This is a genomic window from Streptomyces altiplanensis, from assembly GCF_053591575.1.
Window position 1 is genome coordinate 80,731 of the sequence record NZ_JBSFUB010000003.1, and the last position, 20,751, is coordinate 101,481.

Consider the following 20,751-nt stretch of genomic DNA (forward strand, 5'->3'; position numbering starts at 1 on the left):
GTCCCCGAATTCCCGCTCACCGCTTACCGATCACAGATCACCGATCACCGATCACCGAATTCGTGATTCCCGCACATCCCATCACCGGCACCACCATGGAGGCACCACCATGTCCGACCACACTTCCAGGGACCTGCGCACCACCTTCCTCTTCCCCGGCCAAGGGGGTTTCGACGGCGAAGCCCTCCGCATGGCGAAGGACAAGTACCCGCAGGTCCGGCGCGTCTTCGAGCGAATCGACACGGAGACCCTGAACCTGTTCTCGCGCCGAATAACCGACATGCTCTTCGGCCCGGAGAAGACGGATCTGCGCGAGCTCCTCGACGGCGACCCGTGGGCTTCCCAGGTGGCCATCTACGGCGCGGGCCTGGCCGCCTGCGAGGTGCTGACCGCCCAGGGAGCGCGGCCGGACGTCCTCGTCGGCCACAGCCTCGGTGAGATCACCGCCCTGGTGGCCGCCGGTGCCTTCTCGGTCGAGGACGGCGTACGCATCGTCGCCCAGCGCGTGGCGGTGATCCAGCGGCAGGACGGCATCGAGGGCCGCATGGTGGCGCTGTCGGCGAACGCCGACCGGGCCCGCCGGCTCCTGGAACTGCTGGACGACCCGATGCTGGCCGTCGCCACCGAGAACCACGACGAGCAGACCGTGGTGAGCGGCCCGGGCGAGGTCCTCGACCGGGTGGTGGCGATCGCCGGACAGCTGGGCATCGGCGCCATCGAGATCGACGCGCCCTTCCCCTTCCACACCCCGGCCCTGGCACCTGCGGTCCCCGACTTCGCCGCCTATGTGGGCAAGCTGGACCAGTACCCGCTGCGGAACCTGGTGTACTCGCCGATCCTCCAGCGCTACTACGAGCCGGACGACGCCCTGGCCGACCGCCTGGCGGAGCACTTCGTCACCCCGGTCCGGTTCGCCGCCGCCGTGCGCCACCTGCGGGAGGCCGGTGTCACCACGTTCGTGGAGGCGGGCGGCCGGGCCGCGCTGTCCAAGCTGGTCACCCGTCTGACCAAGGGGTCGGACGTACGGGTCCTGGCCTCGCTGGCGGTCGACGGAGACGGAGGGCTGGCTCTCGAGGCCACCGTGCGGGCCCTGGCGGACGCGGGTCTGGCCGACGCCGGCCGGACCCCGGGGCTCGCCGGGCTGCTGGCTCCGTCGGTGCCCGTCGACGTCTTCGAGGCGTACTGGAACGAGCACGGCGACGAGGTCGTCCGGCGCGTCACCGGCGACCTCGTCGCCTACCAGCGGGCGCGGGCAGCCGCCGCGGCGCCCGAGGAGTCCTCGTCCGCGGAGACCTCGTCCGCCGCGCCCTCGTCCGCGGCCGAGGAGACCGGTGCCCCCGCGGGGGTCCCGACCCGTGCGGAGGTCGCCGCCGAGCTGCGGGCCCTGTACGCCGAGGCCCTGGAGTACCCCGAAGAGGTCTTCGAGGACGAGGTGCAGCTGGAGGCCGAACTCGGCGTCGACTCGGTCAAGCAGGTCGAGCTGCTCTCCCGCGTCTCCAAGCGCTACGGCCTGCCGACACGGCAGTCGGGCTTCCGCATCGACAACTACAACACGATGGGCAAGGTCGTCGAATTCGTGCTCGCGGAGCTGGCCGGCCAGAAGCCCGTCACCACCGGCTGACGAGGCCCGGACCGCTCCCGCTCGTTCTCCCGTCCCAGAAGGGCACGTGTTCCATGACAGACCTCACCGGCAAGGTGGCCCTGGTCACCGGCGGTTCGAAGGGGGTGGGGAAAGCCGTCGCGCGGGAACTCGCCGCGCGCGGCGCCTCCATCGTCCTCAACTACTTCCACTCGCACGACCAGGCCAAGCGGACACGCGACGAACTGGTCGCGGAAGGCTTCCGCGTCGACCTCGTCCGCGCCTCGGTGGCGCGGCAGGAACAGGTCGACCGGATGTTCGCGGAGATCGACCGGCTGCACGGCCGGCTCGACATCCTCGTCAACAACGCGGCGGACGGCGCGCTGCTGCCGTTGGAGGAGATCACCGACGACCACCTCGACAAGGCACTCGAGACCAACTACAAGGGCGGGCTGCGCTGTGCGCGCGCCGCCGCGCCGCTGATGGCCAGGGGCGGTGGTGGATCGGTCGTCACCGTCTCCGCGCTCGGCGGCTCGCAGATGGTGATGGCGAACTACCTGGCCTGCGCTCCGGCGAAGGCCGCGGCCGAGGCCGCGTCACGGTACCTCGCCGTGGAGCTGGCCCCGCTGGGCATCCGCGTCAACACGGCGTCCGCGGCCATGCTCAGCAGTGAGGTGGCGGACAAGTTCCCCCGGGCAGCGGAGATGCAGGACGTCATCGCGCGGGCCACACCCTGGGGGCGGCTCGGCACGCCGGAGGAGTTCGCCACCGTCGTGGCCTTCCTCGCCTCCGACGACGCGCGCTGGATCACCGGTCAGGTCGTCCTCGCCGACGGCGGGCTCACGCTCGGCGCGGCCCTGCTCTCACCTCCCGCGACAGAGGGACGTGACGCGGAGCCGGTCACGGAGAAGGACACCGAGGAGGACACCGAAGAGGTCCTCGAAGAGCACGCCGAAGAGGCCCCCGCCGGACGGCGGACCGAGCCCGGGCCCGGGCTTGAGCCCGGGGCGGAACCCGAGCCCGAGCCCGAGCCCGTGGCGGAGTTCGGTGACGACTCGATCGCCGTCGTGGGCATGGGGCTGGCCGTCGCGGGGGCGAACAGCCCGGAGGAGTTCTGGAAGCTCCGCATGACGGGCGACGAGCTGTTCGTCAAGGTCCCCCAGGACCGCTGGCAGCACGAGAGTTTCCACGCGGTGGACACGGCGGCCGAGGACAAGGCGTACGCCGACCACTGTGTGTTCATCACCGACTTCACACCCGTCCCGGGTGCCCTGGACGGGATGGAGGGGAGTTCCGAAGAGCAGGAGCTGACCACCAAGTGGCTGCGCCACAGCCTGGTCCAGGCACTCGACGGAGTCCACTACAGCGACAGCGACAGCTGCTCCTTCGTGGTCGGCTACACCCCGGACGGCAGCCAGCACCTGGAGGAGGCCGGCGTCCTCGCCAGCATGACCCGGACGGCCCACGGCATCGTCGACGACCTGGCGATGCCCGACGGGGAGCGGGCCGCGCTGCGTGAGGGCATCGACGAGTCGCTCACCCGCCGGTACTGGCGCGGGGAGCAGAACCCGTCACGCTTCCTGCCGCACCGGGTCGGCGAGCTGGCCATGAAGGGCATCCTGCCGTCGTCCACCGAACTCCACATGGTCGACACCGCGTGCTCCTCGTCGCTCTACGCCATCGACATCGCCGCCAAGGGCCTGCTGATGGGCAAGCAGGACATCGCCGTCTGCGGTGGGGCCTTCGCCCTGGCCCCGCGCGGCACCGTGCTCTTCTCCAAGCTCCAGGGGCTGTCCAAGAGCGGCAAGGTGCACGCCCTGGACGAGGCCGCCGACGGCGTGATCTTCGCCGACGGCGCGGCCCTGGTCGTCCTCAAGCGGCTGAGCAAGGCCCAGGAGGACGGCGACCAGGTGCTCGGCGTACTGCGGGCGTTCGGCTCCTCCTCCGACGGCAAGGGCAAGGCGATCTACGCCCCGAACTCGGCCGGCCAGAGCCTGGCGGTGCGGCGTGCGCTGGAGAACGGCGCCGTCGACGGCGCCGACGTGGACTGGATCAACGCGCACGCGACCGGAACGCCCGCCGGTGACCTCGCGGAGTTCACCACCTTGCGCGAGCACTTCGGCACGACGCGTCCGACCGCCGTCACCTCCAACAAGTCCCTGATCGGCCACACCGGCTGGGCCGCGGGAGTCGTCTCGCTCATCGAGAACCTGATGGGTCTGGAGCAGCAGACCGTTCCCGGTCAGTACCGCTTCACCAACCCCCGCGAGGACTTCCGCCTCGCCGAAACCGAACTGGAGATCTCCGCCGAGGCGGCGCCGTGGCCCCGGCACAGCGGCCGTCCCCGGCTCGCGGCCGTCTCCGGGTTCGGCTTCGGCGGCACCAACGCCCACCTCATCGTCTCCGAGAACCGGCCCCGCACCGAGGCGCCGGCAGCGAAGACCCCGGCGGGAACGGCCCCGGCGGGGACCATCCCCGCCACCCGGAAGCCGGACACCGACAGCCGGGTGGCCGTCGTCGGCTGGTCGACCCACCTGCCCGGCCTGACGGGGCACGAAGAGGTGTCGCGCTGGCTGGCCGGCGGGAAGCAACCGCTCGACAGCTTCGGCGGCGACTACCCGTCGCCGCCGTTCAGCGAGGTCCGGCTGCCGCCCAAGACCATCCGGGCCCTGGACCGGTGCCAGCTGATGATCCTGCAGTGCGCGCACCAACTCCGGGACCGCCTGCCCGAGTTCTGGGACGAGCAGGCCCGCAAGACCGGTGTCTTCGTCGGCCACATGGGCCCGACCCGGGCCGCGATGCTGTACGCGAACCGGTGCTACCTCGACGACGTCGGCCGGGCGCTCGCCGATTCGCCGCTGGCCGGCTCCCCCGCGGCGGCGCAGGTCCTCGACCGGCTGCGCGAGCGGGTCCGGGGGATGATCCCGGCGTCCAACGAGGACGCGTTCCCCGGCCAGATGCCCAACATCATCTCCGCGCGGGTGTCGAACTACTTCGACCTCAACGGCCCGAACATGACGATGGACTCCGGCTTCGCCTCCGCGCTGTCGTCGATCACCTCGGCCGGCCGCTACCTGCGCACCGGCGAGCTGGACTTCGCCCTCGCCGGCGGCATCAACGGCAACAGCCTCCCGGAGTACCGCGCCCTGATCGGCGAGCTGCTCCCGGAGAGCGAGCAGCACCTGGCCGAGGGCGCCTTCCTGTTCGCCCTGACCACCGAGGAGCGGGCGAAGAGCGCGGGCCTGCCGGTCCTCGCGTACGTCGACGAAGCGCTCGACAGCGCGGCCGCACAGGCCGGCGCCGTACCCGAGCGGGAATCCGTACGGTGCACGGCGCCCGAGCACGCCCGTTACCTGGGCGCGGCAGGAGGGCTGGCCGTCCTCAAGGCCCTGCACGGCCCCGCGGGCACGGTGGAGGTCGCCTGCGACGACAGCGGGGAGGGCTCCGGGGCCAGGCTCCTGCTGACCGTCCCGGGTCCCGCCGCACCCGCCCCGGCGAAGAGCGGGACCGACCGGCCCGCCGTCACCGGCACGGTGCCCGGGAGCTTCCTGTCCACGACCCGCACCGGCGCACAGGACCCCTTGCGGGTACGCCGCCAGGTCCCGGTGCTCCAGGACGCGCCGCCGCGGCGCGTACGGGAGCCCGTACCGTTCCTGCCGGACGGCGCCGTCGTCGTCACCGACGCCCCCGCGCTGCTCGCCCGGGCGGCGGGCCCGGAGGCCGCGCTGACCGTCCTGTCCACCACACCGCTGGACACCCCCCGCCCCGGCTGGCACCACCTGCCGGACATCACCCCGGAGGCGGTCGCCGAGGTCCTGGCGCGCGGTCACCGGCCGGTCACCCACCTGCGGGTACTGAGCGACCTGGGCCGTACGGCGCCCCCGTCCCGGGCCCTCACCGAGGGGTCCGCGCCCCTGCGCGCCCTGCACGACCTCGCCTACCTGGCCGTCCAGCACGCCTACGACGGCCTGTCCACCGCCGGGTCGTCCCTCCTCATGCTCTTCCTCGACGCGGTGCCCGGCGGCACCCCGCACCCCTTCTCCGGCCTGTTCACCGGCCTGCTCAAGAGCGCGGGCAGGGAACTCCCGGACAGCACCAGCTTCGCGCTGCTCACCTCCGGCACCGACCCGGCCGCCGCGGTCCGGCTCGCGGAGGAGGAGAGCCGGGCCCACCGGGACTTCCCCGTGGTCGTCGACGCCGACGGTGTACGCCGGGTCCACCGGCTGCGGGAGGAGCCGAACGTCCTGGACGCCGCGACGCCCGCGGCGCTGGACCGGGACTCCGTGGTCGTGGTCGCCGGAGGCGCCCGGGGCATCACCGCCGAGGTCCTCAAGGCGGTCGCGGAGCACTTCGCCCCCCGCGTCTACGTGTTCGGCAGCAACGCGCTCGACAGCTACCCCGCCTCGACCTTCGCCGGGAGCGACGAGGAGTTCGCGGCGGGCCGGGCGGCGTACATCTCGTCCGAACTCGCCAAGCGCGGGAAGCGGACCGTCGCGGACATCAACAAGTCCTTCGACCGGATGCTCAACGCCCGCGCCGCCCGGCAGAACCTCGACGCGATGGAGGAGCACTGCGGTGCCGGCCGGGTCACGTACCTGCCGTGCGACATGCGGGACAGCGCCCAGGTGGAGAAGTCCATCGGCCGGGTGCTCCACGAGCAGGGGCGGATCGACCTGCTCGTCAACGCGGCCGGGCTCCAGCGGTCGGCGCTCATCAAGGACAAGGACTTCGCCGAGTTCACCTCCATCCGCGACCTCAAGGTCGACTCCTACCTCAACCTCAAGTACGCGCTGCGCGACACCCCTCCCCGGCTGTGGTGCAACTTCGGTTCGCTGCTGGGCTACTTCGGGCAGCTCGGCGAGTCCGACTACGCCTCGGCCAACGACTTCCTGGGCAGTGCGGCCACCTACGCGGCGGCCACCTCGGACGACCCCCGCGAATTCACCGTCGGCTGGACGCTGTGGGCCGGCGTCGGCATGGGGGCCGACGAACTGACCAAGGCGTACTACGAGCGGGCCGGCTCCTACAGCAGCATGCCGGTGGCCGAGGGCGTGCACCACTTCGTGCAGGAACTGCACGCGCCGGTCCGCCGGCCCTCCCTCGTGCACCTGGGAGACGCCGAGCGCGCCACGGTGGAGCACTTCTACCCCGGCTACCTGACGGCGGCGGACACCGCCACCGGCGCGCCGGACCCCGCCCCCGCGCCCGGCGGCTTCTTCCTGCGCCGGACGGTCGCGTCGGACGGCACCTCCGCGGTGTTCGAGTGCCGTTTCGACCTGGAGACCGACGGCTACCTGGAGCACCACACCGTGCGCGGCGAGCCGACGCTGCCCGGCACGTTCGTCACCGAACTGGCAGCCGAGGCCGCGCGGCACCTGGTGCCGGACCGGCACGTCGTCGCCTTCGAGGACCTGCGGTTCGAGCACTTCCTGCGCGTCTACCGCGACCTGCCCCCGGCGCCCAGGCGGATCTACGCGAAGGTCGCCGGAACACCGGGCGACACGACCGTCGTCGAGGTCCGGGTCACCGAGGACGTGGTCTCACCGGCCGGCGTCGTACTCGTCGAGGACCGTGTGCACTTCACGGCCCGCGTGCTGCTCGCCGACGCCTTCCCGGCGGCTCCCCGGTGGGAGCCCTGGGACACCGCCGACGACACCCCGGTCCCCGACCCCTACCACCAGCCCGGCTCGCCGGTGCGGCTCACCGGCCCGTTCGTGTCCACCACCGACACCCGCATCCACCCCAAGGGCAAGCGGGCGCGCTACGCCCCCTCGCTCCCGGCGGACGACCCGACGTGGGAACGCTTCACCGTGCCCTGCGTACTGCTGGACGGACTGGCCAGGGTCGGCGTACTGGACCTGGTCGACGGCCACCTCGTACCCGTCGCCGCCCCGCTGTCCATCCGCCGCATCGACCTCTACGAGGAGACGAGCGACCTGTCCCTGGCCGGGGCCGCGGACCGGATCGACCTGTACGCGACGCCCCCCGGCTTCGACCTGGCAGCCGTCCCGGTCGACAACCGGTTCGTCGCCGCCCGCCCCGACGGCCGGATGCTCCTGCAAATGAAGGACATGCGGGCGACCCTGATCGGTTACGTCGACGCCCGGACCGGCGAAGCCGTCGCCATCGACGCCGAACGTGACTGACGAGGGAGGTGTACGGACCGTGGTTTCCGTACGGGAAAGGCCGCCGGCGCCGGTGCCGGTACCCGCCGGCACCGGCGCCCGGGGCGCGGACGACAACGCTCCGGTCCAGGCGGTGAGCCGCATGGAATGGGAGCTCACCAGCCTGCCGGCGAGCGCCGGGGACCCTTCCCGGCTGGTGGGGATGCGGGTCCTCCTCCTCGGGGGCGACCGGGAGAGCGCCGCCGGCGTGGAGCGTGAACTGACCGCGCGCGGAGCGCGGGTACGCCGGTACGCACCCGGCGCCGGGGCACCCGCCCCGGCGCCGGACGGCGGCGCCGTGGACGCGATCGTCGACCTCACCCTGGGCCGTACCCCCGCGCCCGGCGGCGACGGCCCGGCGGACGCCTGGCGCGGGCCGCTGCTGGAGACCGTCGCGGCACTGCGCGAGCACTACGAGGACTGGGCGTCGGAGACCTCGGCGCGGCGGCTGTTCTACCTGGCCGTCACCTACCTGGGCGGCGGGATGGGCCAGCACCCGCGGGACGACCTGGCCCAGCCGCTGGGCGGCATCTGGGCGGGACTGGCGAAGACGCTGCACCGTGAACTGCCCAACTGCAACGCGCGCGTCGTCGACACCGGTCTCGCGTCGGTCCGCGACCTGCCGGGGATCGTCGCCGCCGAGCTGGGCCGGCCCGGCGCGCTGGAGATCGGCTACCGCGACGGGCAGCGCCTGACCCTCACCCCGGTCACGCGCCCCGCCGGGGCGCCGGCCGTCGCCCTCGGCGCCGACGACTGCGTACTGATCTCGGGCGGTGGCCGGGGCATCGGCTGGGAACTGGCCCGCTCCCTCGCGGACACCTACGGCATGCGCGTCGTGGTGACCGGCCGGGAGGACTTCCCCACGGGGGACGAGCCGTGGTTCGGCGCGGACGAAGGCCGGCTCAAGGAGCTGGAGGCGCGGTTGTGGGCCGACCGGCGTCAGGGGCGGTCTCCCGTCGGGATCCGCCGGGACATCGCCCGCATCCGCCGCCTGTGGGAACTCTCCACCAACATCACCGACGCCAGGGCCCGCGGGCTGCGCGTCGACTACGCCCGGTGCGACTTCACCGACCGGGAGCAGGTGCGCGCCCTGCTGGACCGCGAAGGCGCCGCGCTGACCGGCGTCGTGCACAACGCCGGAGTGGACACCGCGGCGCGGCTGCCCAAGAAGACGGACGAGGAGATCCTGCGCACCGTCCGGACCAAGATCGGGGGTTTCGTCCACCTCTTCGAGGAACTGCGGGGCCACCGGCTCAAGTTCTTCTGCAACGTGGGATCCCTCACCGGGCGGCTCGGCGGCATGGTCGGCCAGCTCGAGTACGCCGCCGCCAACGAGGGGCTGGCGCGCCTGGGGCGGTGGGCGAGCCGCCAGGCGGATTTCCCCGTGATGACGCTCGCCTGGCCGACCTGGGACCGTATCGGGCTCATCTCCAACTTCTCGGCGACGCTGCGCTACATGGCCGCCGTCGACATCACCGACGGCCTCGCCAAGTGGCGGGACGAGCTGCGGGCGGGCTCCGACGGCGAAGTCACCTTCGTGGGACCGCTGGGCAGGGCGATGAGCCCCGGCCAGGCCACCGACTATCCGGTCGTGCCCGGCCTGCCCGGGTTCACCGGCACCTATCCGAGGATCTTCCACCTGGGGGAGGTGACCACGTACCAGCCGCACGCCCGGATGGTGTCGCGGGTGACGTTCGACCGCGACACGGCGCCGGTCCTCACGGATTTCCTGGTGGACGGCGTCGAGGCGGTCCCGGTGAGCGTCCTGCTGGAGAGCGCGGTGCGGGGCGCGGAGTGGATCGTCCCGGAGGACTACCCGGCGCTGCGGGTCAGCTGCCTGGAGGAGGTGGTCGTACCGCTGGACCTGCTGCGGCTCGACGCCGGCCCGACCGTGTGGGAGCGGGAGGTCCGCGGGGTCCACGAGGGGGACACCTGGGTGACCGAGGTGCGCTTCAGGCGGCCGGGGGACGGCGCGGACGGGCCGGAGGCGAGCGTGCGCGTGATCCACGAGCCGGGGGACGGGCGCTCGCCCGCCCTGCCCCGCCCCGACGTGACACGGACGACCACCTGGCGCTCGGGGCCGCCGCTGCTGCGCTGGCGGTCCTCGGTGGTGCCGGCCGCCGCCTGGTCCGACGGGCCGGACGGCCGCCGGACCGCCGAGGTGCGGCCGTGCGCGCCCAATGACCTGTGGGCGGCGCTCCACGCGCCGCGCACCGCGCTTTCGGTATCCGCGTTGGAAAACGTGTTGAGGGCGTGTGCGACGCAGGGGAACGGACTGTCGGTCGCGGTCGACCCACTGACCGTCGGACGTATCGCACTCCATTCCCATGAGCACGGGAATTCCCTCGTCGAAGGGGACCCTTCACTCGGGGTCTGGAAAGTGAAAAGCATGACCTCAGGGACGCCCGTGATGACAGTTTCAGGGCTTCCGGGGCCAATCGGAGAGAGGACGATACAGCCATGACGACGCTTGCCGAGAACAAAGCGGTACTGGAACGCTATTACGAGGAGTGCCTCAACAAGGGAAATCTCGATGTGATCTACGAGGGCGCCGCCGATTCCCACATCAGCCACGGCACGGCCCCGAACGGCAAGGAGGGCGTGGAACACCTCAAGGAGTGGGTGCGGCTCCAGCGCGCGTCCTTCCCCGACCTCCACGTGACGGTCGACGACTGGATCCTGGAGGGCGACAAGGTCGTCAGCCGGTTCACCGCCCGGGGCACCCACACCGGGGAGCCGTACGAGGGCGTGCCGCCCATCGGCCGGGAGTTCGCCGTCAGCGGCATCGTCATCGACGAGTTCCGGGACGGGCTGATCGTGGAGAGCTGGTTCTCCCTGGACGGGCTCGAACTGGCCAAGCAGCTCGGGGCACTGGGCTGAACGCGTCCGGTCCCGGCCCCGGTGCCGCACGGCGCCGGGGCCGGGACCGGGACCGGACGTGGGGCCCGGGACGGACGCGGCCCCCGGCCGGGACGTCAGCCCTGCCGGACGGAGCGCGCGCTCCCCGCAGAACAACGCAGGTGAACCCGGGCGCCGGCGTGTCCACCACGGACTGCCGGTTTCCGGAGTTGATGCCAGAAAGGGTCTTGCGAAGCTTTGCGGCAACAATGCGGTGGCGCATGAATTGCCCCTCGAATGCGCGAGCCGCATTTCCCCGCAGCCCCTTCATGCTTCCTTGCGCACGTCTCGATTGACACCACGGCACCCTCGCAGGAAATACCCCGCCGGTCGGGGCAGAGAATAGGAGAGTGGGATGGCGGCACCGCTTCCCGTGCTGATCACTGGCTGTTCCTCCGGTATCGGCCGTGCCTGCGCACTGCGGATGCACCGGGCCGGGACGGCCGTATACGCCACGGCGCGCAAGCCGGAGACACTTGCCCCGCTGGCCGCCGAAGGCATACGGACACTGCGCCTGGACGTCACCGACGAAGACAGCATGCGCGACGCCGTCGACACCGTCGAAGCGGAGCACGGCTCGGTCGGCGCGCTCGTCAACAGCGCCGGGTACGCCATGTCCGGCGTCGTGGAGGAAGCCGGCCTGGAGGACATGCGGCGGCAGTTCGAGACCAACGTGTTCGGTCTGGCCCGCCTCAGCCAGCTGGTCCTCCCCGCGATGCGGGCTGCGCACAGCGGGACCATCGTCAACGTCTCGTCGGTCTTCGGACGTTACGCGGTCCCCGGCGGGGGCTTCTACCAGGCGTCCAAGCACGCGGTCGAGGCCCTGAGCGACGCCCTGCGGCTGGAGGTCGCCGACTTCGGCGTCCGGGTGGTCCTCATCGAACCGGGCCCGGTACGCACCACCAGCTTCGGTGACACCTACGTGGCGAACCTCAAACCCGCCAGCGAGGAGTACGAGGACTTCCGCCGGCGTACGGCCGAGTACTTCGACGCCATCTACACCGGCAGCCGGCGCACCCTGGCCGGCACCTTCGCGATCCACTCCGACGACGTCGCCCGCGTGGTGGAGAAAGCCGTCCGCAGCACCCGCCCGCACGCCCGCTACCCCGTCGGCCTCCTCGCCCGCAGCACCATCGCGCTGCGCCGGCTGGCCCCGGACGCCGTCTTCGACAACCTCTTCGTACGGCGGGTGTTTCCCGTGCCCCGGAACAACGCCGACGCCCGGCGGACAGCGCCGAGCGGGCCGCAGCCCCGACACCAAGGAGACCAGTGATGACCGCCACCACGCCCGCCGCCCCCCGGGCCGCCGCCACGGCCCCCGGCCCCAGGGGGGTCCCGCTGCTCGGCAGCCTCGGCTCCTGGCGCCGCAACACCGCCGAGTTCCTGCTGGGTCTGCAACGCGACTACGGCGAGGTCGTCCGCATGCGGCTCGGCCCGATGACCGTCCACCAGGTCACCGGCCCCGAGGCGGTGCACCAGGTGCTGGTGAAGAACCACGGCAACTACGTGCGCGGCCCGCTGTACGAGCAGTTCGGCGTGGTCATGGGCAAGGGCCTGCTCACCTCGGACGGCGAGTACTGGCGCGGTCACCGCCGCGCCGTCCAGCCCGCGTTCCAGAAGAACGCCGTCCTCGGCATCGTCCCGAACATCGTCCGGGCCACGGAGGAGATGCTCGACGAGTGGGACGGCAAGGCCGCGCGCGGCGAGCCCGTGGACCTGATGACCGAGATGCTCCGGCTCACCCTGGTCACCCTCAGCCGCTCGCTGTTCGCCTACGACATCAAGCCCTCGTCCCGTGTGCTCAAGCAGATCGTCGACGACGTGGTCGAGGTGATGTTCCGGCGCGGCACGGCGTCCGAGATGCTGCCCTCCTGGCTTCCGACCGACCGCAAGCGCAAGATCGACCGCATCCACCACGTCTTCGACAAGGTGGTCGCAGACGTCCGCGAGACATACGCGCGCACCGGCGACGGCTCGCTGATCTCCCTGATGGAACAGGCCGTGGACCCCGTCACCGGTGAGCCCTGGACCGACCAGGAGATCCGCGACGAGCTCCTGACCATCTACCTGGCGGGCCACGAGACGACCGCCGTCTCGCTCTGCTGGACGCTCCTGTCGATCGCCAACCACCCGCCGGTGCAGGAGGAGCTGGACGGTGAGATAGGCCGGGTCCTGGGCGGTGGACCACCGGACGCCGAGAACACCGACGCGCTGACGTACACGAAGATGGTGGTGGACGAGAGCTTGCGGATGCACCCGCCCATCTGGATCTTCCCGCGTGCCGCGGTCGGCCCGGACACCCTCGGCGGATACGACATCGAGGCCGGTTCCTCCGTCCTCGTCTCGCCGCTGGTCTCGCACCACAATCCCCGCCACTGGGACAACCCGCTGGCCTTCGACCCGTACCGCTTCACCCCGCAGGCCGTACGGGAACGTCCCCGCATGGCCTACTTCCCCTTCGGCGCGGGGCCTCGCCAGTGCATCGGGAACTCCATGGCGCTGCTCGAACTGCGGACCATCGTGGCGATGATCAACCAGAGGTTCAGGATCAGCATGATCCCGGGCCACGCGTTGCAGTACGGCTCACCGGTGATCTCGCTGCGTCCGCTGCGGGACGTCATGGTGCGGCTGACCTCCCGCGACCGGACACGCGGCCGCGGGAGTGCCGGACCGGCGGCCGTGCCGGCGCCGGCCGGGGACCCCGCACCCTCCGGATGCCCGTACACCGGCACCCCGGACGCGTAGACCCGCGCGGTCCGCACCGGCGGGGCCTCCGGCGGAAGCGGAGGCCCCGCCGGTGCCCGTCCCGCCGGTGCCCGCCTCACCGGCAGGCCGGCGGGCTCAGGCCCGGGTGCCCGACGTGCGGCCCGTCGCCGTGCCCTTCACCGCGTCCAGGGCGTACACGCACCGGTCCTTGCTGCACGCGTACACCACACCGTTCTGCGCCACCGGCGACCCGGTGATCTCCCCGCCCGTCGCGAGCTTCCAGCGCAGCTGGCCGCCGCTCGCGTCCAGCGTGTAGAGGCAGTGGTCCGCCGAGCCGAAGTGCACGCGCCCGTCGGAGACGACCGGGGCGCCGACGACCTCGCCGCCCGCCGCGAAGCGCCACTTCGGGGTGCCGGTCACCGCGTCCAGGGTGTAGAGCGCGCTGCCGCTGCCCACGTGGATGTTGCCCGCCGCGACGAGCACCGGCTCGACGGACTGGCGGGACTCGGTGGCGATGCGCCAGCGGTCCTTGCCGGTGGAGGCGTCCAGGGCGTACACCGTGCCCAGGTAGTCGGCGAGGTAGACGCCGCCGCCCGTGACGGCCGGACCCGGCGCGAAGGCGGGCGGGCTCAGGAAGACCGCGGGGGCCTCGAAGTGCCACCGCACACGGCCGCCGGCCGCGTCGATGGCGAGGACCCGCGTGCCGGCGGCGACGTACACACAGCCGTCCGGCGCCGGCGTCAGCCGCAGCGGGACTCCCCCGCAGGACGCCGCGTCGCCGATCGGGTACGACCAGCGCTCCAGGCCGGTACGGGCGTCGAGGGCGCGCAGCCTCGCGTCCTGCCACACGTACACCGTGTCGTCGTGTACGGCGGGACCGGCCTCCGGGGTCTCGAAGTCGGTCTGCGCGCCGGTGAGTTCCCACAGCTTCTGGCCGTTGGACGCCTCCCACGCCTGGACGCCGCCGCCCCGCGTGCCGGTCACCACGGTGCCGCGGTCGACCTTGAGGGAGTACACCCACGCGTCGGTCTGCAACCGCCACCGCTCCTGGCCGTCGGCCGCGTCGAGGGCGTACAGCGTGGGGCCGTCGGAGGCGTGGATGCGCCCGCCCGCGACCGCCATCGACCAGGCGACGTCACGCGTCTTGAACTTCCGCCGGCCGCTGGCCACGTCGAGGGCGTGCACCTCGAAGGAGGTGACGTAGACGAGGTCGTCCGCGACGGCGGGCGTCCCCCACACGTCGTTGGACATGCGGAACCGCCACGGCCGCCACCCCCCGGAGGGGCCGGCGCCGTCCACCGACGGCGAGGGCGGCGGAATGGACGGGGGCGGGGGCAGGGGCGCGGACGACACGGACGGAGGTACGGCGCCGGTGGCGGCGTCCGCGCCGTTCCCGGGGACGATCCCGGCCGGGGGCCTGATCCACCCGGTGGCCTGCTCGCCCGGCACCTGGACGGCGGCGGTGCGGCCGTCGGCCACGCGGGGGCCCGGCCCGATCGGCACCTTGGCCCCGGGCAGCCGTACGGCGTGCTGCGGGGGGTGAGCCGCGTGGCCACCGGTGTACGCCTGCGCCGAAGAGGCGGAAGGGACCGGAGAGGTCGGAGCGGCGGAGGAGGCGGAAGAGGCCTGGGACGGAGCGACCGGGGCCTGGGAGAGGGGCTGGGACTGCGGCGGGGACTGGACCCGGGACGCCACGGGGGCGAACGGCGGCGGTCCCGGCGGTCTCGGCGGTGTGGAGTGCGCCCGGGACGACGGCGCGCTCGGCAGCGCGGGGCGGCCGCCCCGCCGCTCCTCGATCATCGCCGTGGCCCGCTCCGGCAGCCACGCGGACGCCGTACCGCTGTCGTCCTGGCCGGAGGCGAAGAGGTGCGGCGAGAGCTGCGCCTGGAGGTCGGCCGGGCTGGGCCGCCGTACGGCCTCCCGCTGCATGCACGACTCGATCAGCGGACGCAGCTCGTCGGGCAGCCCCTCGATGTCCGGGCCCTCCCGCAGCAGCATGAAGACCGTTTCCACCGGGTTCGCCCCGTGGAAGGGCGCGTGCCCGGTCGCCGCGAAGACCAGCGTCGAGCCGAGCGAGAAGATGTCGCTGGCGCCCGTCACGCTGCGCGAGTCGCGCGCCTGCTCGGGCGACATGTAGGCGGGCGTGCCGACGGCGACGTTGGTCATGGTCAGCCGGGTGTTCGAGACGCCGGACGCGATGCCGAAGTCGATGACGCGCGGCCCGTCCTCCACCACCAGGACGTTCGACGGCTTGAGGTCGCGGTGGACCAGGCCCGCCCCGTGGATGGACTGGAGCGCCTCGGCGATGCCGGCCGCCAGCCAGCGCACCGCCTGGGCCGGCATCGGCCCGCATTCATTCACTATCTCTTCGAGGGAGGGCGCGGGTACGTACGCGGTGGCCAGCCACGGCACCGCCGCCCGCGGATCGGCGTCCACGACGGCGGCCGTGTAGAAACCGCTGACGGCCCGCGCGGCCTCCACCTCACGCGTGAAGCGGACGCGGAACAGCTGGTCCTCGGCGAGTTCGGTCCTCACCGTCTTGATCGCCACGCGCCGGCCCGACGCCGACCGCGCGAGATAGACCAGCCCCATGCCGCCGGCCCCGAGCCGTGCCAGCACCTCGAACGGGCCGATCCGCCGCGGGTCGTGCTGCGTCAGCTGATCCATAACTTGCCTGCCACCTCCCCGTACGAGGCCGCAAACACAGCCCCGTGAAGCGTCTCACCACTGGGCACCACCCAGCGGTGCGCACCCTGATTCTTCCTGTCCGAAGCGGCGGTGGCGAACCCGGGGGCGGAACGGGGTGTCTCACCCGGATTCGGACAGGTCGCGCACGCGCACCACAACCGCGGCGGCCCGCTCCGCGCCGGCCCGTTACGCCCCGGTTCCGGCTTCCCGGGATCCGGCGGCCTCACCGGCCCCGGCGGGCTCTGCGGCCCCGGCATGCTCTGTGACCTCGGCGTGCTCCGCGGTCCCGGCGGACTCGGCGTGCCCGGTCTGCTCGGCGAGTACGGCGAAGACGGCACCCTGGTCGTCGGTGAGCACCGCGATCCGCCCGTGGGGCGTGTCGAAGGGCGGCGCCTGGATCCGGCCACCGAGACCGGCGGTCCGCGACGCGGCCTCGTCGCAGTCGTCGACCACGAAATAGATCATGAAGTGGTCGGGCATCTCGGCCGGGAAGGCGTCGCTCATGACGCTGCGGCCACCGATGGCCGTGTCGGGACCGGGGTCGGCGCCGGCGGGCGACCACGTCCTGAAGTCCTCGCCCGCTTCTTCGAGGTCGTAGCCCTGGAAGCCGAAGACCGTCTCGTAGAAGGGGTCGGTCCGCTCCTTGTCGCGCGCGTAGACCTCGGCCCAGCAGAAGGAGCCGGGCATGTCCCGCTTCTCGAAACCGGCGTGGCTGCCCGCCTGCCAGAGACCGAAGACGGCGCCGCCCGGGTCGGCGGCCACGGCCATCGTGCCGAGCGGGGGAACGGGCAGCGGATCCGTCACCATCTGGCCGCCCGCGTCCCTGATCTTCCGGGCGAGTGCCACGGCGTCGTCGGTGGCGAAGTAGACGCCCCAGGCGGTGGGCAGGCGCCCGTCGCGCTTGGGCGCGAGGGCGGCGACCTTCCTGCCGTCGCTGAGGGCGTTGGCGAAACCGGCCCATACCGCTCTCCCCCGGTCGTCGACGCCCGGGTCCTCGAAGGTCCAACCGAACAGCGCACCGTAGAACCGCTTGCCCGCTTCGACGTCGGCAAGCGTCACATCGACCCAGCACGGCATGCCTTCTGCATATACGGCCATGGGCCCGGATCCTTCCGTCACACAGGGCGGGGCAATGCGTGGCGCCCATCACCGCAAAACTAACGGGCCGCCGCTCTTCGCGCAGGAAAGTAAATCGAACAATTGGCCAATCGCGAGGGGATTCACCTTGGGGCGCATGACTTTTCCACCGAAGTTGTCCACAGGCTGTTGATAAGACTATTCGGGTCGGAGCCGGCCCGCGAACCCCGGCGGCGGTTCGCGGACGGGTCACAGAAGAGCCCGGCAAGGGCCGAAGGCCGAGCGCAGACAGGCCGCAGACAGACCGCGGCCGGGCCGGTGCAGCAGGCCGATTCCCCATTTGCAGTCGGCCAAATCGCGCTCCGATCACCCGTCGGTAAGCTGACGGCATGACAGGACAAGTGCGCACCGTCGATGGCCGTGTGGCCGGACGACGCGGTCAGGCGACGCGGCAGAAGCTGCTCGACTGCCTCAGTGAGATGCTCAGCTCCTCACCCTACCGGGACGTCAAAGTCATCGATGTGGCCCGGAAAGCGGGCACTTCACCGGCGACGTTCTACCAGTACTTCCCCGATGTGGAGGGCGCCGTCCTCGAGATCGCGGAAGAAATGGCCAAAGAAGGCGCCGGATTGGCCGAACTCGCCTCCGGCCGTTCCTGGGTCGGAAAGGCCGGCTGGTCGACCTCCGAAGACCTCGTCGAGGGTTTCCTCGACTTCTGGCGCAAGAACGACGCCATCCTCCGGGTGGTCGACCTCGGCGCGGCGGAGGGCGACAAGCGGTTCCACAAGATCCGCATGAAAATCCTGAACTCCGTGACCAACTCCCTTGCGGACGCGGTGAAGGAACTCCAGTCCAAGGGCAAGGTCGACAAGGACATCAGTCCGGCGGCGATGGCCGGCTCGCTCGTCGCGATGCTGGCGGCGGTCGCCTCGCACCAGAAGGGCTTCCAGTCCTGGGGTGTGAAGCAGAACGAACTCAAGCCCCATCTGGCCCTGTTGGTGCACCTGGGCATCACCGGCAAGAAGCCCACGAAGTAGCACGCGAAGCAGACCCCGAGCCCTCGGACCCCGGAGTCCAAGAACCCCTGAGTCGCTGAGCCCTGGGCCCTGCCCCCAGTCCTGTCTACGCAGCGGCGGACCGCGCCACGGTCCGCCGCTGCGGCATTCTCCGCCCGCTCCCGCCGGGCCCGCCCGGCCGGGAGCCGTGGTGCGGCTCCCGCACGCATGGTGTGAGATGACCGGATGACCTTCCAGGACCTGCTCCGCTCCCAGCGCGTATGGGACACGGAACTCCCCGCGTTCGACCCGGCCGCCGCACCGCACGAGCCGCTCCCCCTGTTCCACCAGTGGTTCGCCGAGGCCGTCGCCGCCGGACAGCCCGAGCCGCACACGATGAGCCTGGCGACCGTGGACGAGGCCGGGCTCCCCGACGTACGGACCGTGATGCTGCACGGCGCGGACCACCGCGGCTGGCACTTCGCCTCCCACTCCACCAGCGCCAAGGGCCGCCAGCTGGCCGCGCACCCGCACGCGGCGCTCGGGTTCTACTGGGCGGCGCAGGGCAGGCAGGTGCGGGTCAGGGGCGCGGTGACCACCGGGGCGCCGGACGAGAGCCGGGCCGACCTGCACGCACGGTCGACGGGCGCGCTCGCCTCCGCGCTGGTGGGACGGCAGAGCGAAGTCCTGCCGGAGTACGAGGAGTTGCTGCGGGCGTCGGAGTCCGCGTGGGAACGGGCACAGGCCGAGCCGGAGGCCGGCGTACCGACCTGGACGCTGTACGTCGTCGACCCCGCCGAGGTGGAGTTCTTCCAGGGGGACGCCGGGCGCCGGCACGTGCGGCTGCGGTACCGGCGGGACGGCGGCGCGGAGTGGGTGCGGGAACTGCTCTGGCCGTAGGCACCCGAGTGACGACACCCCTGGTGGCGCGGGCCGGCCGGCAGGCCCGGCCACGCCGCTCGGCTTCCGGGCTTCCGGGCTTGCGGGCTTGCGGGCTTCCGGGGCGTGAAAAACCCGGGCGAGCGGCCCGAAGGACATCGTCCGCAGGAACCGGGGCACCGGACCGTCCGGTGTCACGCCATGCGCCGCAGCTCCCGGATCGGCCGGACTCCGAGCAGCACCCCGACCACCGCCACCATGACCACCGCCCCCGCCAGCAGCACCCTCTCCGCCCCCACCGCCTCCGCCACCGGACCCGCCAGCGCCCGCCCCGCCGCCATCATCAGCAGCGATCCGGACACGTCGTACGCGTGCAGCCGGTTCAGCGCGTCGGCCGGGACGTGCGTCTGGACCGTCGTCGACCACATCACCAGCCAGAACGCGAAAGCCGTGCCGGCGATGAACTGCCCTGCCGCGAGGGCGGGTACGGGCATGCCGAGTCCCAGCACCACCAGGTCCACCACCACCCCGAGCAGTGCCACCGCTCCCGCCGCCAGCGGGCGCCCCGGCCGCAGGCGCAGTGCCAGCAGGCCGCCCGCGACGCTGCCCGCGCCGTTGACCGCCATCAGCGCGCCGTACATCCCCGATCCGTGCTCCTCGGTCACCAGGACCGCCGTCAGCGGCAGCATCGGGCCGGCCACGGTCAGCCCGTACACCGTCCAGATCGCGATGACGCCCCACAGCCAGCTGCGGGCCGTGAACTCGCGCCAGCCGTCGACCAGTTCGGCCATCAGTGAGCCGCGCCCGACCGGATCGCCGGCCGGCGGCAGCCGCAGCAGGAACAGGCAGACCCCGCTCACCCCGAAGGTCGCGGCGTTGGCGGCGAAGACCGCGCCCGCCCCGCCGGAGAGGCCGGCCACCAGCCCCGCGAAGGCCGGGCCCGCCATGGTCGTCAGTGCCTCGCAGACGCGCAGGACCGCGTTCGCCTCCTGCACGTCGTGCGCGATGCGCGGAATGACCGAGGCGACCCCGGGCTGGAAGAGCGCGGCACCGACGCCACTGACCGCGCTCAGCCCGTACACCACCCACACCGACGGACTGCCGGCCGCGAAGGAGAGGGCGAGCACCGAGGCGCCGACCAGCCGCAGGCCGTCCGCGAGGATCATCATCCGGCGGGGCGTGAAGCGGTCCGCGAGTACGCCGCCGAAGAGGACCAGCACCGCGAAGGGGCCGATCCACGCGGCGAGGGCGTAACCGACGGACGAGCCGGGGCGGCCCGCGCCGAGCAGGCCCGCCGCGAGGGCGACGGGGACCATGCCGTCGCCGAAGACGGCGACCGTACGGGCCACGAAGAAGAGCCGGAAGTTGTGGTTCCAGAGGGTTCCGGAGGCCGCTCGCGGCCCTGGCGTCCTCTCCGCCGCCTTCTCGGGACTCTCCTGGGGCGCTGCACGCTTGTCCGTCACAGCGCAGAGATGTATCAGGTAGAGGTCTACACCAGCCACCGTTTAATCGGGGCAAGGAGTACGCCGGGCCGCTTCCGCGCCAGGAGGACGCACGAGCGGCCGCCGTCGCTCCGTCGGTGTGCGCCCGCTTCGGGCAACCGGGTGGCGGCGCGCCTCCGCACGCCCCGAGCGCGGCACAAGGGCCGCCACCCGGCTCCGGCGTACAGTCCCTGCCCCTCCTGCCCCGGAGGAGCTGACGCCGAACCACGGCCCGCACTCGCCAAGGACGGGCAGTACAGCACGCCTCTGATCCTCGGCGTCCC

At 72.3% G+C, this 20,751-nt stretch carries 11 protein-coding genes; 8 read left to right on the forward strand and 3 right to left on the reverse strand.

All coding sequences use genetic code 11. The features are described from left to right. Positions 1 to 109: 109 nt before the first annotated feature. The 6 genes from ACWD0Y_RS02075 (at position 110) to ACWD0Y_RS02100 (ending at position 13,386) form a co-directional block, all read left to right on the forward strand. Positions 110 to 1,621: an acyltransferase domain-containing protein gene (locus ACWD0Y_RS02075; protein WP_450258554.1), complete on the forward strand. Its 1,512-nt coding sequence runs from the start codon at positions 110 to 112 to the stop codon at positions 1,619 to 1,621. A gap of 53 nt (positions 1,622 to 1,674) precedes the next feature. Next, on the forward strand, positions 1,675 to 7,725 hold the full coding sequence (locus ACWD0Y_RS02080) for an SDR family oxidoreductase (RefSeq protein ID WP_450258555.1): 6,051 nt from the start codon (positions 1,675 to 1,677) through the stop codon (positions 7,723 to 7,725). 52 nt (positions 7,726 to 7,777) lie between these two features. Beyond that, positions 7,778 to 10,207, forward strand: coding sequence for a KR domain-containing protein (locus tag ACWD0Y_RS02085; RefSeq protein ID WP_450258556.1), 2,430 nt, complete (start codon positions 7,778 to 7,780; stop codon positions 10,205 to 10,207). After that, on the forward strand, positions 10,204 to 10,623 hold the full coding sequence (locus tag ACWD0Y_RS02090; protein ID WP_450258557.1) for an ester cyclase: 420 nt from the start codon (positions 10,204 to 10,206) through the stop codon (positions 10,621 to 10,623). Before ACWD0Y_RS02085 ends, ACWD0Y_RS02090 begins: the two co-directional genes overlap by 4 nt. Before the next feature lie 373 nt (positions 10,624 to 10,996). Next, positions 10,997 to 11,914, forward strand: a complete 918-nt coding sequence (locus ACWD0Y_RS02095; protein WP_450258558.1) for an SDR family NAD(P)-dependent oxidoreductase — start codon at positions 10,997 to 10,999, stop codon at positions 11,912 to 11,914. Then, a complete protein-coding gene (locus tag ACWD0Y_RS02100; protein WP_450258559.1) occupies positions 11,914 to 13,386 on the forward strand; it encodes a cytochrome P450 in 1,473 nt (490 codons plus the stop codon). The genes ACWD0Y_RS02095 and ACWD0Y_RS02100 overlap by 1 nt, the downstream gene beginning before the upstream one ends. 96 nt (positions 13,387 to 13,482) lie before the next feature. Here ACWD0Y_RS02100 and ACWD0Y_RS02105 read toward each other — a convergent pair whose 3' ends face one another. Next, entirely contained in the window at positions 13,483 to 16,014 is a 2,532-nt protein-coding gene (locus tag ACWD0Y_RS02105; RefSeq protein WP_450258560.1) for an outer membrane protein assembly factor BamB family protein, read from the reverse strand. Between the two features lie 207 nt (positions 16,015 to 16,221). Then, entirely contained in the window at positions 16,222 to 17,133 is a 912-nt protein-coding gene (locus ACWD0Y_RS02110; protein ID WP_450258561.1) for a VOC family protein, read from the reverse strand. A gap of 368 nt (positions 17,134 to 17,501) precedes the next feature. On the opposite strand from ACWD0Y_RS02110, the gene ACWD0Y_RS02115 reads away from it, so the two are divergent. Continuing rightward, positions 17,502 to 18,149, forward strand: a complete 648-nt coding sequence (locus ACWD0Y_RS02115; RefSeq protein WP_093800379.1) for a TetR family transcriptional regulator — start codon at positions 17,502 to 17,504, stop codon at positions 18,147 to 18,149. A gap of 204 nt (positions 18,150 to 18,353) precedes the next feature. Continuing rightward, the gene (locus ACWD0Y_RS02120) at positions 18,354 to 19,007 is read left to right on the forward strand and encodes a pyridoxine/pyridoxamine 5'-phosphate oxidase (RefSeq protein WP_450258562.1); all 654 of its coding nucleotides are present in this window, start codon (positions 18,354 to 18,356) and stop codon (positions 19,005 to 19,007) included. A 173-nt stretch (positions 19,008 to 19,180) separates the two neighbouring features. On the opposite strand, the gene ACWD0Y_RS02125 is transcribed toward ACWD0Y_RS02120, so the two are convergent. Continuing rightward, positions 19,181 to 20,449 carry an MFS transporter gene (locus tag ACWD0Y_RS02125; protein ID WP_450258563.1) on the reverse strand — a complete coding sequence of 423 codons (1,269 nt, stop codon included), beginning with the start codon at positions 20,447 to 20,449 and terminating at the stop codon, positions 19,181 to 19,183. Positions 20,450 to 20,751: the final 302 nt, after the last annotated feature.

Excerpts from the sequence above, each read along its gene's own strand:
- ACWD0Y_RS02115 (WP_093800379.1), top strand. The coding sequence starts at position 17,502 with ATGACAGGACAAGTGCGCACCGTCGATGGCCGTGTGGCCGGACGACGC.
- ACWD0Y_RS02105 (WP_450258560.1), bottom strand. The coding sequence starts at position 16,014 with ATGGATCAGCTGACGCAGCACGACCCGCGGCGGATCGGCCCGTTCGAG.
- ACWD0Y_RS02075 (WP_450258554.1), top strand. The coding sequence starts at position 110 with ATGTCCGACCACACTTCCAGGGACCTGCGCACCACCTTCCTCTTCCCC.
- ACWD0Y_RS02100 (WP_450258559.1), top strand. The coding sequence starts at position 11,914 with ATGACCGCCACCACGCCCGCCGCCCCCCGGGCCGCCGCCACGGCCCCC.
- ACWD0Y_RS02120 (WP_450258562.1), top strand. The coding sequence starts at position 18,354 with ATGACCTTCCAGGACCTGCTCCGCTCCCAGCGCGTATGGGACACGGAA.
- ACWD0Y_RS02095 (WP_450258558.1), top strand. The coding sequence starts at position 10,997 with ATGGCGGCACCGCTTCCCGTGCTGATCACTGGCTGTTCCTCCGGTATC.
- ACWD0Y_RS02080 (WP_450258555.1), top strand. The coding sequence starts at position 1,675 with ATGACAGACCTCACCGGCAAGGTGGCCCTGGTCACCGGCGGTTCGAAG.
- ACWD0Y_RS02110 (WP_450258561.1), bottom strand. The coding sequence starts at position 17,133 with ATGGCCGTATATGCAGAAGGCATGCCGTGCTGGGTCGATGTGACGCTT.
- ACWD0Y_RS02090 (WP_450258557.1), top strand. The coding sequence starts at position 10,204 with ATGACGACGCTTGCCGAGAACAAAGCGGTACTGGAACGCTATTACGAG.